The sequence below is a fragment of the Jatrophihabitans lederbergiae genome (genome assembly GCF_031845305.1).
In the GTDB taxonomy this organism is placed as follows: Bacteria; Actinomycetota; Actinomycetes; order Mycobacteriales; family Jatrophihabitantaceae; genus Jatrophihabitans_A; species Jatrophihabitans_A lederbergiae.
Genome location: NZ_JAVREH010000004.1, coordinates 189702 through 204395, shown reverse-complemented (window position 1 = coordinate 204395; position 14694 = coordinate 189702). Strand labels below are relative to the sequence as shown.

Below are 14694 nucleotides of genomic sequence, written 5' to 3'. Positions count from 1 at the left end.
ATGCAACGGCTACGCCCGGCAGTCGTGGCAAGTCCTCTTACGGCGCCGGGCCGGTTCGGATTTGATCGGCCCAGTCAGCGAAGAATTTGCGGACTGCTGACGGGTCGACAGTGCCGAGGGATAGATCGCGATCGGTGTATCGGACCAACATGTCGAACATGTCAGCGAGCACCTGCAGGTCGAAGCCCGCGTCAACCTCCGCTGCTAGTCTGAGGAGTTCGTCCTTGCCGAACGAACTGCTGAGGACGAACACGTCTACGAAGTCTCGAGCCGCTGCGCGATCGAACAATGCGATCACTTTGCGTCCGGCCAGTTCACTCGGGTCGAGCGTGGGTCCGGCGATGCTGGTGACTGGCGGGTGTCCTGGTGTCGCGTCTAGAGCGATGTCGATCAGCAGCTCGTCGGCACCAGTGATCTGTATGCGGCAGAAGGTGAGCTCGTCCCTAATTATTTGTAGTTTCCAGCCGCGGGTGCGCGCGGCGGCGATGAACTCGTCGCGGGCGGCTGGAACCTCGCCGCGACCTGGGCTGGTGAAGAAGTCAAGATCTTGCGTTGGTCGAGTCGTGAGGTGCTGTGCTGCCAGCGCTGCGCCACCGGCAAGAAGGAATCCTTGGGATGCGGGCAGCTGAAAGAACACTGCCGCTGCCTCCAACTGGAAGCTCGTCAGCGAGGTGGGTTGGTCGGCATCGCTCACTAGTTTGCCAGGGCGCGGTTGATGACCGCCGACCATGCCGCGCGTAGGTCGCGGGGAAGGACCAACTCCGGCCAGAGATCGACGAGCAACGTGCCGTCGACGTAGGTGAGAACGTCGTCGGCGGTGCCCTCGCGTAGGACCGCCTCGTAGACCCGGGCTCGGTCGGTGCGGTCGGCCATGCGGTACTCCCGTTCCTTGTCGGACCAATTGAGCCGCAGCGGGAGCTGCACGGTGGCCAACGCCTGGTCCGGAAGCAATTGTGGGAGCCGGTCGGGAACCTCGTAGCGATGGTCGCGCGCACCGGCGACCCAGTGAAAGGTGACGCGCGGCCGGGCGTCCAGCTCGTAGCCAGCCTCGGCCAGAAGGCGTTCGGCAGTGGACAGCGAGGGCGACTTGTGGCCGTTCTCGTACGCCGATACAGCGGTACGCGAGGTGTGCGCGCGCCGCGCCAGGTCTTCTTGACTCAACCCGGCCGCGCGGCGGGCGCGCTCCAACAGATGGCCACCCGTCATCGTCAATCACCCCCAATCCCTACCTCAGCGTATCCGATTGGATACATCGACGAGTGAATGAGCGGTGCGTCCAGGTGGGGGGCGGAACGTTTCTGAGCTTGAAGGCCACCTACGCCAACCAGAACGCCATGGACAGGACGATCGCTGCCTCGTATTAGGTGCGCGGCTTCCCGCACGGGCCGGTGTCGGCGCCGGTGACCTGGGACGAGCTACCGGACGTCCAGATGCGTGACTTCACCATCGCCACCATGCCTCAGCGTTTCGCCTTGTCTAACGAGGACGACAATTCTGCCGCGTGATCTGCAGCGTTGAGGACTCGGACGGGGGTGTCAGTCCGAACTCTCGCGGGCGCGACTGTAGCGCTCGTAGACCACGCGTGAGCTGAACGTCCTGGTCTCGACCAGGTTCAGCTGAACGACTTCGGTGACCGGCGGCAGGAAGGGCGTGCCGCCGCCGACGACGATCGGGTTCCGGAACATGTGCAGCTCGTCGACGAGGCCGAGCTTGATCGCTGCCGCGGCCAGGCCGGCGCCACCGATCGCGACGTCCTTGTCGGTCGCGTCGAGAGCCGCAGCGGCCTCCTCGGCCACCGACGCCTCGGCGAGCCGGGCGTTGCCCTGGACGCTCTCGAGCGTGCGGCTGAAGACGACCTTCGGGATAGCGCACCAGACATCGGCGAACGCGGCCCCGAGCTCGTTGTCGCGGAACGACGGATCCGTCTCCCACGGCAGCATGGTCTCGTAAAGCTTGCGACCGCACAGATGGACGCCGAGTTCGCGTGTCTGCGCAAGGTGGAAACGAAACTGCTCCTCGCTAGGGACCGTCCACCCGAACCCGCCCGTGCGGTCGGCGATGAAGCCGTCCACCGAGACGCTCATCGAGTAGATCAGCATGGCTCTCCGTCCCTCTGCGAGCTGCTCTGCCACAGCTGGTGACCGATCGCGAGATGACGACCTTCCCGTCGGGAGCGGTCCAAGCGATCGTACGACCATTGCCGACGCTGGTCAGCGGGTGAGCAGGACGACCGCGGCGGTGGCCAGACCGAGACCGGCTCGCTGCACCCGTCCGGTGTGCTCCTTCAGGATCAGCACCGCCAGCAGCACCGTTCCGGCCGGATACAGCGCGGTGATCACCCCCGAGAGCGACAGCAGGCCGTGCCGGCTCGCGAGCAGGAACGCGACGTTGGCACCGGCGTCCAGCACCCCGGCCACCGCGGCGAGCCCGAGCGCGCCCGAGGACATCCGGACGAACTTGGAACCGGCGAAGGCGATGGGAACCAGCAGCACCGCCGACACCCCGCGCGAGATGACGACCGGCCAGATGCCGGAATCGGTGTCCGACTGGGCAAGGCAGATGAAGTACGCCCCGAAGCCGACTCCGGCGAGCACGGCCATCATCAGCGGACGCCAACCGACCGGCCCGTGCGGATGGTCCTCCGGCTGCCGCGAGATGAGCACCACGGCGACGAGCCCAAGCGCGATACCGAGCCAGGCCAGCAGGTGCGGCCGCTCGCCTTGAACCACGCCGCCCAGTACCGGGACCACCGCCGACATCACCGCCGTGACCGGCGATATGATGTTCATCGGCGCCTGCGCCAGCGCGCTGTAGAGCAGGGCCACGCCGGCCAGACCGGCACCGCCCCCGGCGATGCTCCACCACAGCGTGGACGCCGTGACGGGTCCGCCGTAGAACGGCAGCGCGCCGGCCATCAACAGCGCGCCGACCGGATAGCTCACCAGCAGCACGGTCACCGCGGCGGCCCGGCGCGACGCCAGTCCGCCCAGGAAGTCACTGACCCCGTACGCGGCGGCCGCGAACAGGGCGAACAGCACAGCCATCGACAGCAGCCGCTAGCTGCGCGGGCAGGTGTCACCGGTGGGCGGCATGCCGGTGATCAGGTACTTGTCCACCTTCGTGGTGACGCAGCTGGTCTTGGGATAGGCCGTGTGCCCCTCGCCGTCCCAGCTCAGCACTACTCCGGTACCCAGTGCCTTCGCCAGCACGCCCGCCGCGGCGTACGGCGTCGCGGGGTCGTGCACCGTTCCGACCACCAGGATCGGCGGCGCGCCGGGCGCGGAGGCCGGCGGCAGCGGATGGCCCGAGCGCGGCCAGGCATGGCAGCTGTAGAGCGACGCGGAGGCGTTCGGGCCGAAGATCGGGTACTTCGCGATCCAGGTCTTCGCCCGGCTGGCGACCAGGGCGTCGGTCACCCGCAGTGTCGAGTCGTTGCAGTTGACCGCAAGGTTGGCGTCCAGAATGTTGGCATAGTGCCCGGTCTCGGGATCGCGCTCGGAGTACTGATCGGCCAGCGTGAACAGCTTGGCGGCATCACCGCGCTCGGCGGCGCTCAGGGCCGTCCCCAGTTCTGCCCACTGAGTCTGGTCGTACAGCGCCGACAGCACGCCGATGGTGACGATGCCGCCGGTCGCGCGGCGGGTCTCGCCCTTCTTGCTGGACTTGATGGGGGAGCGGTCGGCCGACTTGATCAGCTGCTCCACCACCGTCCGCGGATTGCCGATCGACGCGCAGGAACTCCGCTTCGCACAGTCGGCGGCGAACTGGTCGAAGGCGTCCTCGAAGGCCTTGATCTGCCGCTCGTCCGTCGTCAGCTCGCCGGCCACCGGGTCGACCGCACCGTCCAGCACGGCGGTGCGGATATGCGTCGGGAACTCGTGAGCGTACGCGGCCCCGAGCCGGGTTCCGTAGGAGAAGCCGAGGTAATTGAGCTTGCTGTCGCCCAGCGCCTGCCGCAGCAGATCCATGTCGTGGGCGGTCTCTTCGGTGTTGTAGTGGCTCAGCGCCGAGCCGTACTTCGCGATGCAGCCCTTGGCCACGGCGTCGGACAGCGCGCGTGCCTGGATGCGGCCGGCAGCGGTGCGCACGTCCGGGTCGGCGGCGGACAGCTGGTCCTTCTGCTTGTCGCTGATGCATTGCAGCGGACCCGACAGGCCCACACCCCGGGGGTCGAACCCGACCACGTCGAAGCGATCCAGCACGTCGGAGCTCAACGAGCTCACCAGGCCCGCGGCGAGGTTCACGCCCGAGCCACCGGGACCGCCGGGGTTGACCACCAGCGACCCGATCCGCGCCGACGTCTTCTGGGACTTGCTGTGCACCTTCACCACGAACAGGTCGATCCGCGCCCCGGTGGGCCTGGCATAGTCCAGCGGCACCGCCAGTTTGCCGCACGAGAACACCATGCTCTTTGCCTTGGGGCTGCGGATGGCGGCCTGGAACTGCTCCGAGCAGTCGGAGAACGCGATGCCGGCCGGTGCCGCGGTCGGCCTCGCGGTCGCGGTCGGGCCGGCGGACGCGCTCGACACGGACGCGCTCGAGGTGGCCGGAGCCGGTGTCGTCTTCGGCGCGTCCGCGGCCTTGTCCTTGGTGCAGGCGGCGGAAACCAGGAGCGTGACGGCAACGCTGGCGATCAGGGACAGACGGGGCGAACGACGGGTGGGTTGCACTGCCTCAGGCTACCGACCGCTCCGCCGCCGAAGCAGTCCGCCACCCGCGTCGCTCACCGCGGGGACGGCGCTCCCGGGCGGCCGATCCGTCACAATGGCCGGATGAAACTCCCTGTGCTGCCGCCGGTGTCCCCGATGCTGGCGAAATCTGTGTCCGAGATCCCGTCCGGGGCGTCGTACGAGCCGAAATGGGACGGCTTCCGCTCCATCATTTTCCGCGACGGGGACGAGGTCGAGTTCGGCAGCCGCAACGAGCGGCCGATGACCCGGTACTTTCCGGAGCTGATCGAGGCGGTCAAGGCCGAGTTGCCCGAGCGCTGCGTCATCGACGGCGAGATCGTCATCGCCACCGACGTGGGACTGGACTTCGATGCGCTGCAGCAGCGGATCCATCCAGCGGTCTCGCGGGTGACACTGCTGAGCACGCAGACCCCGGCGTCGTTCATCGCCTTCGACCTGCTCGCGCTCGGCGACGAGGACTACACCGGCCGGCCGTTCACCGAGCGCCGTGCCGCCCTGGAAGCCGCGCTGGCCGGCGTGCGCGCGCCCATCCACCTGACCCCGGCGACCCGGGACCGCGACATCGCCGTGCGGTGGTTCACCGAGTTCGAGGGGGCCGGGCTGGACGGCGTGGTCGCGAAGCGGCTGGAGGGCAGCTACGAGCCGGACAAGCGAGTGATGTGGAAGATCAAGCACGAGCGGACGGCTGACTGCGTGGTCGCGGGATACCGGGTGCACAAGAGCGGCCCGGACGTCATCGGTTCGCTGATGCTGGGCCTTTACACGGACGCGGGCGTGCTGAACTCGGTCGGCGTCATCGGCGCCTTTCCGATGGTGCGCCGCCGGGAGCTGTTCGCCGAGTTGCAGCCGCTGGTCATCGGGATGGACCAGCATCCGTGGAACTGGGCGGCGCACGAGGCCGGCGAGCGCACGCCCCGCAAGGGTGAGACCTCCCGGTGGAATGCCGGCAAGGACCTGTCCTTCACGCCGCTGCGGCCGGAGTGGGTCGTAGAGGTCCGCTACGACCACATGGAAGGGGAGCGCTTCCGGCACACCGCCCAGTTCAATCGCTGGCGTCCCGACCGGACCCCGGAGTCCTGCACCTATGCCCAGCTCGAACAGGCGGTGACCTTCCAGCTGGCCGACATCGTTCCCGGCCTCGGCAGCCGCGCCTAGTCAGGCGGCGTTCTGAACCCGGTACCGGCAGAACAGCGCGTCGTCCTCGGTCAGCAGGCCGGTCAGCGTCAGCCGTGGCGTCGGCTCGTCGGACCACGGCTTGCCACCGATGATGCGGCCCGCGCCCGGACCGGCCAGCAGCGGTGAGACGCTGAGGCACAGCTCGTCCACGCAGCCGGCGCCGACGGCGGCCCCGAACAACCGAGGACCGCCCTCGCACAGGATCCGGTGGTACCCGAGCTCGCGCAGCGACGTCACCGTGGCGGCGAAGTCCACCTCGCCGTCGCTGCCGGACGGCGCTTCGATGAGCTGCAGCCGGGTAGTCGTTCCGGCCAGGTCGATGAGGTCGTTGCGCCGGCTGAGCGGGGCCGAGGACCCGGTGATCACCAGGGTGGGCGCCACCGTGGCGGCGGTGAACAGCTCGGCCGAGAGATCCAGCCGCAGGCTGGAGGACATGACCGCGATGGCCGGTGCCTCGGCGAGGCCGTACGCCCGCCGGATCACCTTGCGCCGCTCGGGCGGGTCGGACGGGCGGTAGTTCTCGGCCGCGGCGGTCGAGGCTCCGACCAGGATCACATCAGCGAGGTCGCGCAGCGCCGCGAACACCGCGTTGTCGCCGGGGGTCTGCAACCCGCGTGAGAGGCCAGCACTACTGGCGGCGCCATCCACGCTGGTGACGAAGTTGATCCGGACACCGCCCGGCTCGACCCAGCCCTCGGCGTAGTGAGCATGCACGTCGACCTGTTCGGTGGTGGTGTCGGACGGGGCTGGCAGCAGTGCTCGCATGGCGCCTATCTCAACACAACTAAACTTCCCTGCTGTGCCGACCCGTCTCGCAGACCGCCGTCCCGAGGTGGCGGTCGACTCGCTGATCGCGGGACTGACGCCGCCGCCCCTGTTCGCCGACGTGCGCTTCGACAGCTACCGTCCGGACCCGGCCGAGCCGACCCAGGCCGAGGCCGCCGCGGTGCTGCGGCGGTTCGCGGCAGAGCTGGCGCCACCCGCTCGCAAGGGGCTGTTCCGGCGGTCGCCGCCGCCGGCCGGCCCGGCCGGGGTCTACCTCGACGGCGGTTTCGGCGTCGGCAAGACGCACCTGCTCGCCTCGCTGTGGCATGCCGCACCGTCGCCGAAGGCCTACGTGACGTTCGTGGAGCTCACCCAGCTCGCGGGCGCGCTCGGTTTCGCCCGGCTGGTCACCGAGCTGTCCGGGATGCGGCTGCTGGCGATCGACGAGTTCGAGCTCGACGATCCCGGTGACACCGTGCTGGTATCGACCCTGCTCGCCCGGCTGGACGAGGCCGGGGTTCGGTTCGCAGCCACCTCCAACACGCTGCCGGATCGACTCGGTGAGGAGCGGTTCGCCGCCCAGGACTTTCTGCGTGAGATCCAGTCGATGGCGGCGAGGTTCGCCTCCGTACGGGTGGACGGTCCGGACTACCGGCACCGCGGCCTGCCCGCGGCGCCGGCGCCCCGCAACGAGGCCGCGGTGGTCGAAGCGGCTCAGGGCGCGGGTGCCTCGCTGGACGATTTCGGCGAGTTGCTGGCGCAGCTGGCCACGCTGCACCCATCGCGCTACGGCGCGTTGCTCGACGGTGTTCGCCGGGTCTGCCTCACCGGGGTGGCGCCGGTACCGGACCAGAATGTGGCGCTGCGGTTGGTCGTCCTGGTCGACCGGCTCTATGACCGCCAGATCGAATTGGTCACCTCGGGGCTTCAGCTCGACGCGCTGTTCAGCGCCGAGATGCTCGCGGGTGGCTACCGGAAGAAGTACCGGCGGGCGATCTCGCGGCTCGTCGCGCTGGCCCGCCTGGCAGCCTGATTCAGAAACTCTCGGTAAGCCGGAACCATTTCGGCTGCTGCGGAGTTGCTACAGATTCCAGCCGTTTCACATAAAGGACACCTCCGTGACGATGATCATGCCTTCGATTTCGACTTCCGCGCGCGACGCCCTGATGGTGCGGCTGGAGGACCTGCAGAGCCAGCGCGAGCAGGCCGCCATCGAGAGCATCCCGCCCGGTGGATCGGGAGATGCCGCCGACCACGCCGGCAATGTCGAGGCCCTGATCCGCCTGGAGGAGCTGGACGCGCGGATTGCGGCGCTTCAGGTGCAGCTGCAGGCCCCGGTGTCCGACGCGCCCAAGGCTGTCGCGGCGGAGATCGGCAGCACCGTGACGATCCGTTTCGAGGACGATGACGAGACCCAGGACTTCCTCATCGGGCTCGTGGAGCAGGCGGCCGCGGGCGTGCAGGTGATCACTCCCACCAGCCCGCTGGGCGAGGTACTGCTCGGTGCGCGCCCCGGCGACAAGCTGACCTACCGCGTCGCCTCCGGGAGCTCGCTCACCGTGACCCTGGTAGAGATCGCCGGCTGACGGCGTCGCCGGTTTCCGCTGGTCGCCGGTTTCCGCTCTTCGGAACGGGACGGTGGGTCGGCTCGGTCGGGTAAGCTCGGGCGTACTGGAGGGGAGTAACCCAACACGATCGTCCCGTCATCACGGACCGCCGAAGAGGTTTTCGGCAGCGGTCCCGGGCGGTCGGCCCCGCCTCGGCGGGGTGGGTGAGACCTCCGGCAGCCACTGCATGCATCAAGCAGGCAGTACACAGCTGACCGGAGGTTGGACTATGCACGTATCCCCGCTCGTCTGGGCGCTCACGCTGGGCGGCGCCGTCCTGTTCCTGCTCGTCGATGTGTTCGTGATCGGCCGGCGGCCGCACGAGCCGTCCATGCGCGAGGCAGCAACACACCTCGCGTTCTTCATCGGCGCTGCCGTGCTGTTCGGGATCGCGGTGCTCTATTTCAGCGGCCACCGCTACGGCACCGAGTTCTACGCGGGCTGGCTGACCGAGTACTCGCTGTCTATCGACAACCTGTTCGTCTTCCTCATCATCATGACCAAGCTGCAGGTGCCCAGGCACCTGCAACAATCGGCCCTGCTGATCGGAATCGTGCTCGCGCTGGTGCTACGCGGCGTGTTCATCGCGGTGGGCGCGGCCGCCATCAACACCTTCTCGTGGGTGTTCTACCTGTTCGGCGCCTTCCTGGTCTACACCGCGTTCAAGCTGGCGAAGGAGGGCATCGGCAACGAACAGGCCGAGGAGTCCGCGGACTACGAAGAGGGCCGGTTGGTCCGCTGGCTCCGCCGGCGGGTGCCCTCGACGGACGAGTACGTCGACAGCCGGATCACCGTGCGGCAGGACGGCAAGCGCCGGATCACGCCGATGGCGATCGTGATCGTGGCCCTCGGCACGACGGACCTGTTGTTCGCGCTGGACTCCATTCCGGCCATCTACGGGCTCACCCGGGAACCGTATCTGGTGCTGAGCGCCAACCTGTTCGCGTTGATGGGGCTGCGCCAGCTGTACTTCCTCATCGGCGGTCTGCTCAAGAAGCTGATCTACCTGAGCCTGGGGCTCTCGGTGCTGCTGGCTTTCATCGGCGTCAAGCTGGTGCTGCACGCGCTGCACGAGAACACGCTGCCGTTCCTCAACGGCGGTCAGCACGTCGAGTGGGCGCCGGACATCCCGATCTGGCTGTCGCTGGTGGTCATCCTCGGCATCCTGGCGACCACCACGGTGCTGAGCCTGGCCAAGACCGCGCGCGATGCCCGCTCTGTGAGCTGACGGACGGCCAGGGTTGTCGGTGCCGCCTCGTACTCTTGAAGCATGCGGGTAGACAGCGACATCATTCCGAAGAGCGGCAAGTTCGAGGTCATCAGCGAGTTCGAGCCATCCGGCGATCAACCGACCGCGATCGCCGAGCTCGAGAAGCGGGTCCGCTCGGGTGACCGAGACGTCGTGCTGCTGGGTGCCACCGGAACCGGAAAGTCCGCCACCACGGCATGGTTGATCGAGCGGCTGCAGCGACCGGCACTGGTGATGGCTCCCAACAAGACCCTGGCGGCCCAGCTGGCGAACGAGCTGCGCGAGATGCTGCCGAACAACGCGGTCGAGTATTTCGTCAGCTACTACGACTACTACCAACCCGAGGCCTACGTCCCGCAGACGGACACCTATATCGAGAAGGACTCGGCGATCAACTCCGAGGTCGAGCGGCTGCGGCACTCGGCGACGATGTCCCTGCTCACCCGGCGCGACGTGGTGGTGGTAGCGACGGTCTCGTGCATCTACGGCCTCGGCACGCCTCAGGAGTACGTCGACCGGGCGGTCCGGCTCCGGGTGGGTCAAGAGATCGAGCGCGAGAAGATCCTCCGCGGCCTGGTCGGCGTGCTGTATGCGCGCAACGACATCGCGTTCACCCGTGGCACGTTCCGGGTGCGGGGCGACACCGTCGAGATCTTCCCGGTCTATGAGGAGCTCGCCATCCGGGTCGAGATGTTCGGCGACGAGATCGAGCGGCTGTACTACCTGCACCCGCTGACCGGTGAGGTCATCCGCGAGGTCGAAGAGGTCTTCATCTTTCCGGCGACCCACTACGCCGCCGGGCCCGAGAAGATGGAAAAGGCGATCGCCGGCATCGAACGCGAGCTCGAAGGCCGGCTGGAGGAGCTGAACAACCAGAACAAGTTGCTCGAGGCACAGCGGCTGAAGATGCGCACCAGCTACGACATCGAGATGATGCGCCAGGTCGGGTTCTGCTCCGGCATCGAGAACTACTCGCTGCACATCGACGGCCGCGCGCCCGGCAGCGCTCCGAACTGCCTGCTCGACTACTTCCCCGAGGACTTCGTGCTGGTCATCGACGAGTCCCACGTGACGGTGCCGCAGACGGGCGGCATGTACGAGGGCGACATGTCGCGCAAGCGGACCCTGGTCGACCACGGGTTCCGGCTGCCGAGCGCGATGGACAACCGGCCGCTGAAGTTCGAGGAGTTCGTCGATCGCGTCGGCCAGACCGTCTACCTGTCCGCGACCCCGGGCAACTACGAGCTCGGCCGGACCGGCGGTGAGTTCGTCGAGCAGGTGATCCGCCCGACCGGGCTGATCGACCCCGAGGTCGTCGTCAAGCCGACGAAGGGCCAGATCGACGACCTGGTGCACGAGATCCGCGACCGGGCCGCGAAGAACGAGCGGGTACTGGTCACCACGCTCACCAAGAAAATGTCCGAGGACCTCACCGACTACCTGCTGGAGCTGGGCATCCGGGTGCGCTACCTGCACTCCGAGGTCGACACCCTGCGCCGCGTCGAGCTGCTCCGCGAGCTGCGGATGGGGGAGTATGACGTGCTCGTGGGCATCAACCTGCTGCGTGAGGGGCTCGACCTGCCCGAGGTGTCGCTGGTCGCCATCCTCGACGCCGACAAAGAGGGCTTCCTGCGCTCGGCGACCTCCCTGATCCAGACCATCGGCCGCGCCGCGCGCAACGTCTCCGGCCAGGTGCACATGTACGCCGACAAGATCACCCGGTCCATGGCGCAGGCGATCGACGAGACCAACCGGCGCCGCGCGATCCAGGTCGCCTACAACACCGAGCACGGGATCGACCCGCAGCCGCTGCGCAAGCGGATCGCCGACATCACCGACATGCTTGCCCGCGAGGCCGAAGACACCGAAGAGCTGCTGGCGGCCGGCGCGCCGGTGGGCGGCTCGGGCCGGTCACAGTCGCGTGGCAAGTCCCCGACACCCGGTCGCGCCGGGCGAGGCGTCGGCTCCGGCGGCGTGGTGGGGGTCGGGGCGCATGCCGACGGCAAGCTGGACGTGGCAGAGATGCCGCGCGCCGCGCTGGCAGACCTGATCCAGCAACTCAACGAGCAGATGCTCGGAGCGGCCCGTGACCTGCAGTTCGAGGTCGCGGCCCGCCTTCGTGACGAGATCCAGGAGCTGAAAAAGGAGCTGCGGGGCATGGACGCCGCAGGCGTGCGTTGACGCGCCGACGCTCGCCGCTTCGCGGGCTTGCCGTCACCGTGCTGGTGTTGGCGATCCTGCTCGTGGTCGCCGACCGGGTGGCGCTGGTGATTGCCGACCGGGCGGTGGCCAGCAAGATCCAGAGCACTCAGAACCTGTCCCGCCGCCCAGGTGTGCACATCGAAGGATTCCCCTTTCTGACACAGGTCATCGGCAACAGGTACCGCGCCGTGCGGCTGAACGCCAGCCAGGTCACCGTCGGTGACAGCGGCCGCAAGGTCACCATGAAAACCGTGAACGCCAGGGCGACGGGCATCAACACCACCCGGGACTTCTCCCGGGCCACCGCCGACACGGTGAGTGGTACCGCCACCGTCACCTATTCGGAGCTGTCGCGGGTGGTGGGGGTTCCGCTGCGTTACGACGGCACCGGCGCGGACGGAGCGGGACGGGTAGCGACGACCAAGACCCTGAGCGCGCTCGGGCTGTCGGTCACCGGGTCGGTCAGCGCCGAGGTCAACGTGCTCGGCGGCGACCGGCTGCAGTTCTCCCAGGTCCGGGTTACCCTCGCCGACACCGGGGTATCGCTGCCGCAGTCGACGACGGATCAGTTCCTCTCCGTCTTCGGCAACCAGCTGTCGCTCAGCGGCCTGCCCTTCGGGCTGCGGATCGACCGGATCATCGCCACCCCGGCCGGTGTCGAGGTAGCCGGCTCAGGAACCCACGTCCCGCTCAACGGCGGCTAGGCCACCACAACTGGTGTCCGCACGGCCTAAAACGGATCGGCATCCGCTTACCTAGCCGCCCTCGGCCTACCTGGGCGGGCGCCGACCTGGCTCACGGCTCGGGCGCCGAGGGCGTTGCCCTGGCGGACCGCCTCGACCAGGTCGCTGCCGTGGTGCAGGGGCGCCAGCACTCCTGCGGCGAACGCGTCACCGGCTCCGGTGGTGTCCACCGCGGGCACCGGCGTGGCCGGTACCGGCAGCCGGTCCGCTCCGCTGGCAACGAGAGCGCCCTCGCCACCTCGCTTGAGTACCACGGTGAGGCCCCGCTCAACCAGGTGATCCAGCGCGGCGGCGTCGTCCGGCTCCGGGCTCAGGGCACGAACCTCGTCGGCATTGGCGAGCAGCAGCGCGCCGTCGGGCAGCCAGTCCAGGAAGACCGCGCCGCCGACCGCGCGGATGGGCCCGGCAGAGGCTGCGTCCACCGACACCGACGCCCCGACCGACGCCGCGGTGCCCAACGCGAACAACGCCGTCTCGCGGGAACCCTCGTTGAGCAGCGCATACCCCGACAGGTGTAGATGGTCCTGTGCCCCGAGCAGGTCGGCTCCCAGATCTGCTGGCCGGATCGTGAGGTTCGCACCCGATGAGGGAATCATCGTCCGCTCACCATCCGGCGAGACCAGCACGATGCAGACGCCGGTAGGCGCCGCCGGATCGATGGATACCAGCGGTGACACACCCTGATCGACCAGCACCCGGACCGCCTCGCGGCCGAAGGCGTCGTCGCCCACCCGGCCCACGAAGTAACCCGGCGCGCCACAGGCCGCCAGCCAGGCGGCGGTATTGGCAGCCGATCCGCCGTGCCCGAGTGTCACGGGGGCAGGGGTGTCGGAGGCGTGCCGCAACGGTCCGGGCAGAATCGCCAGCACGTCGACCATCACATCGCCGAGGCAGACGATCCGGCGGGTCACCCCTGTGCGGCGTACGCGGCGGCGATCTCGGCGGCCACCCGCGCGTTGTTCAGCACCAGTTTCACGTTGGCCGTCAGCGACGCGCCGTGCGTCTCGCGGTGGAAGAAGTCCAGCAGGAACGGGGTGACGTTCTTGCCACTGACCCCTTCCCGGTCCAGGGCGGCCAGGCCGGCCGTCAGGGTGCTGTCGTGCAGGTCCGCGTCCAGCTCGTCCTCGGCCGGGATGGGGTTGGCGACGATGAGGCCGAACCGGTCGGTGCCCAGCTCGCGGCGGGACCGCAGCACAGCGGCGACCTCGGCGGGGGAGTCCACCCGCCAGTCGAGGGTGTGCCCCGAGTCGGCACGGTAGAAGCCGGGGAAGGCGTTGGTCCGGTAGCCGAGCACGCCGATGTTCAGCGTCTCCAGCCGCTCCAGGGTGGCGGACACGTCCAGGATGGACTTCACCCCGGCACAGATGACTGTGATCGGGGTCCGGGAGAGCGTGGTCAGGTCGGCGGACTCGTCCCAGGACTCCCGCGCCTGCCGGTGCACCCCGCCCAGGCCGCCGGTGGCGAACACCGAGATGCCGGCCAGCGCGGCGAGGTGGCCGGTGGATGCGACGGTGGTGGCACCGGTGCCGCCGCGCGCCGCGATGGTGGCGATGTCACGGACGCTGACCTTGACCACATCGTCGGAGGTGGCGATCGCCTTCAGGGCGGCGTCGTCCAGCCCGATGTGCGGATCGCCGTCGATGATGGCGATGGTGGCCGGAACGGCGCCGCCGTCTCGCACGGCCTGCTCGATGTCACGCGCGATGCCCAGGTTGTCGGGGCGGGGCAAACCGTGGCTGATGATGGTGCTTTCCAGCGCGACGACCGGCTGGTTCGCTGCGAGCGCTGCCGCAACCTCGGGGTGTAGCTGCATGTCGGTTCTCTCGATCCGGTAGAGATGTGTCATGCCTGTTCGCACGACTCTGGATCACGTCACGATCGTCACCGACGACTTCGAAGCCAGTCGGCCAATATATGACGCCGTTCTCGGCAGCCTTGGACTCAGTCCCACCGTGGACTACGAGGACCCCGAGGGTGAGGAGGACGATCCGGATACCGTGGCCGCGCTCGGGTACGCCTACCCCGGCGAGCGCCCGATGCTCTGGTTGGCGGCCGGGCTCAAGGCCACCCTTGGTGCGCACCTGGCGCTGGGGGTTACCGACCCGGACCTGGTTCGGGCGGCGCACCGCGATGGCGTGGCAGCGGGCGCGGTTGTGGTGCAGGCGCCTCGGGACTGGGAGTCGGTGCAGCTCGGGTACTACGGGGTTCAGTTCGCCGACCCGGCCGGCAACGTGATCGAGGTCGTGGTGCGGGCCTGAGCC

The 14694-nt window shown here is 68.5% G+C and carries 16 protein-coding genes; 8 read left to right on the top strand and 8 right to left on the bottom strand.

Annotation, left to right across the window (positions count from 1 at the left end):
- Positions 1 to 37 precede the first annotated feature (37 nt).
- Both RM423_RS05040 and RM423_RS05035 read right to left on the bottom strand, forming a co-directional pair.
- Complete coding sequence (locus RM423_RS05040) at positions 38 to 694, bottom strand: nucleotidyl transferase AbiEii/AbiGii toxin family protein (protein WP_311421907.1); 657 nt, start codon at positions 692 to 694, stop codon at positions 38 to 40.
- Positions 694 to 1206 carry a helix-turn-helix transcriptional regulator gene (locus tag RM423_RS05035; RefSeq protein ID WP_311421906.1) on the bottom strand — a complete coding sequence of 171 codons (513 nt, stop codon included), beginning with the start codon at positions 1204 to 1206 and terminating at the stop codon, positions 694 to 696. The genes RM423_RS05040 and RM423_RS05035 overlap by 1 nt, the downstream gene beginning before the upstream one ends.
- Before the next feature lie 158 nt (positions 1207 to 1364).
- Between RM423_RS05035 and ligD the strand changes: the two genes are divergently transcribed.
- Positions 1365 to 1505 carry a non-homologous end-joining DNA ligase LigD gene (gene ligD / locus RM423_RS05030; protein WP_311421905.1) on the top strand — a complete coding sequence of 47 codons (141 nt, stop codon included), beginning with the start codon at positions 1365 to 1367 and terminating at the stop codon, positions 1503 to 1505.
- Between the two features lie 30 nt (positions 1506 to 1535).
- Here ligD and RM423_RS05025 read toward each other — a convergent pair whose 3' ends face one another.
- The 3 genes from RM423_RS05025 to RM423_RS05015 form a co-directional block, all read right to left on the bottom strand.
- Positions 1536 to 2099, bottom strand: coding sequence for a dihydrofolate reductase family protein (locus RM423_RS05025; protein WP_311421904.1), 564 nt, complete (start codon positions 2097 to 2099; stop codon positions 1536 to 1538).
- Between the two features lie 111 nt (positions 2100 to 2210).
- A complete protein-coding gene (locus RM423_RS05020; protein WP_311421903.1) occupies positions 2211 to 3044 on the bottom strand; it encodes an EamA family transporter in 834 nt (277 codons plus the stop codon).
- 12 nt (positions 3045 to 3056) lie between these two features.
- On the bottom strand, positions 3057 to 4670 hold the full coding sequence (locus RM423_RS05015) for an alpha/beta hydrolase (protein ID WP_311421902.1): 1614 nt from the start codon (positions 4668 to 4670) through the stop codon (positions 3057 to 3059).
- Between the two features lie 102 nt (positions 4671 to 4772).
- Between RM423_RS05015 and RM423_RS05010 the strand changes: the two genes are divergently transcribed.
- The gene (locus tag RM423_RS05010) at positions 4773 to 5846 is read left to right on the top strand and encodes an ATP-dependent DNA ligase (protein WP_311421901.1); all 1074 of its coding nucleotides are present in this window, start codon (positions 4773 to 4775) and stop codon (positions 5844 to 5846) included.
- On the opposite strand, the gene RM423_RS05005 is transcribed toward RM423_RS05010, so the two are convergent.
- Positions 5847 to 6632 (bottom strand): pyrimidine reductase family protein, encoded by a 786-nt coding sequence (locus RM423_RS05005; protein WP_311421900.1) that lies wholly within the window; start codon positions 6630 to 6632, stop codon positions 5847 to 5849.
- On the opposite strand from RM423_RS05005, the gene zapE reads away from it, so the two are divergent.
- The 5 genes from zapE to RM423_RS04980 all read left to right on the top strand — a co-directional run bounded on the left by zapE (position 6631) and on the right by RM423_RS04980 (position 12394).
- Complete coding sequence (zapE, locus tag RM423_RS05000; RefSeq protein WP_396327593.1) at positions 6631 to 7665, top strand: cell division protein ZapE; 1035 nt, start codon at positions 6631 to 6633, stop codon at positions 7663 to 7665. The two genes, RM423_RS05005 and zapE, sit on opposite strands and share 2 nt — an antisense overlap.
- A gap of 91 nt (positions 7666 to 7756) precedes the next feature.
- Complete coding sequence (locus RM423_RS04995; RefSeq protein ID WP_311421947.1) at positions 7757 to 8218, top strand: GreA/GreB family elongation factor; 462 nt, start codon at positions 7757 to 7759, stop codon at positions 8216 to 8218.
- A 250-nt stretch (positions 8219 to 8468) separates the two neighbouring features.
- Entirely contained in the window at positions 8469 to 9467 is a 999-nt protein-coding gene (locus RM423_RS04990; RefSeq protein WP_311421898.1) for a TerC/Alx family metal homeostasis membrane protein, read from the top strand.
- A 42-nt stretch (positions 9468 to 9509) separates the two neighbouring features.
- Positions 9510 to 11669, top strand: a complete 2160-nt coding sequence (gene uvrB, locus RM423_RS04985) for an excinuclease ABC subunit UvrB (RefSeq protein ID WP_311421897.1) — start codon at positions 9510 to 9512, stop codon at positions 11667 to 11669.
- Positions 11666 to 12394, top strand: a complete 729-nt coding sequence (locus tag RM423_RS04980) for an LmeA family phospholipid-binding protein (RefSeq protein WP_311421896.1) — start codon at positions 11666 to 11668, stop codon at positions 12392 to 12394. Before uvrB ends, RM423_RS04980 begins: the two co-directional genes overlap by 4 nt.
- A 47-nt stretch (positions 12395 to 12441) precedes the next feature.
- On the opposite strand, the gene RM423_RS04975 is transcribed toward RM423_RS04980, so the two are convergent.
- On the bottom strand, positions 12442 to 13344 hold the full coding sequence (locus RM423_RS04975) for a carbohydrate kinase family protein (RefSeq protein ID WP_311421895.1): 903 nt from the start codon (positions 13342 to 13344) through the stop codon (positions 12442 to 12444).
- Positions 13341 to 14279 (bottom strand): pseudouridine-5'-phosphate glycosidase, encoded by a 939-nt coding sequence (locus RM423_RS04970; protein WP_311421894.1) that lies wholly within the window; start codon positions 14277 to 14279, stop codon positions 13341 to 13343. Before RM423_RS04970 ends, RM423_RS04975 begins: the two co-directional genes overlap by 4 nt.
- Between RM423_RS04970 and RM423_RS04965 the strand changes: the two genes are divergently transcribed.
- On the top strand, positions 14278 to 14691 hold the full coding sequence (locus RM423_RS04965; RefSeq protein ID WP_311421893.1) for a VOC family protein: 414 nt from the start codon (positions 14278 to 14280) through the stop codon (positions 14689 to 14691). The genes RM423_RS04970 and RM423_RS04965 overlap by 2 nt on opposite strands.
- The last annotated feature ends 3 nt before the right edge of the window (positions 14692 to 14694 follow it).

Bases quoted from the DNA above. Each gene is read 5' to 3' on its own strand.
- RM423_RS05005 (WP_311421900.1), bottom strand. From the start codon at position 6,632: ATGCGAGCACTGCTGCCAGCCCCGTCCGACACCACCACCGAACAGGTC.
- RM423_RS05035 (WP_311421906.1), bottom strand. From the start codon at position 1,206: ATGACGGGTGGCCATCTGTTGGAGCGCGCCCGCCGCGCGGCCGGGTTG.
- RM423_RS04970 (WP_311421894.1), bottom strand. From the start codon at position 14,279: ATGACACATCTCTACCGGATCGAGAGAACCGACATGCAGCTACACCCC.
- RM423_RS04965 (WP_311421893.1), top strand. From the start codon at position 14,278: ATGCCTGTTCGCACGACTCTGGATCACGTCACGATCGTCACCGACGAC.
- RM423_RS05025 (WP_311421904.1), bottom strand. From the start codon at position 2,099: ATGCTGATCTACTCGATGAGCGTCTCGGTGGACGGCTTCATCGCCGAC.
- RM423_RS05020 (WP_311421903.1), bottom strand. From the start codon at position 3,044: ATGGCTGTGCTGTTCGCCCTGTTCGCGGCCGCCGCGTACGGGGTCAGT.
- RM423_RS05010 (WP_311421901.1), top strand. From the start codon at position 4,773: ATGAAACTCCCTGTGCTGCCGCCGGTGTCCCCGATGCTGGCGAAATCT.
- uvrB (WP_311421897.1), top strand. From the start codon at position 9,510: ATGCGGGTAGACAGCGACATCATTCCGAAGAGCGGCAAGTTCGAGGTC.
- RM423_RS04990 (WP_311421898.1), top strand. From the start codon at position 8,469: ATGCACGTATCCCCGCTCGTCTGGGCGCTCACGCTGGGCGGCGCCGTC.
- RM423_RS04995 (WP_311421947.1), top strand. From the start codon at position 7,757: ATGATCATGCCTTCGATTTCGACTTCCGCGCGCGACGCCCTGATGGTG.
- zapE (WP_396327593.1), top strand. From the start codon at position 6,631: ATGGCGCCTATCTCAACACAACTAAACTTCCCTGCTGTGCCGACCCGT.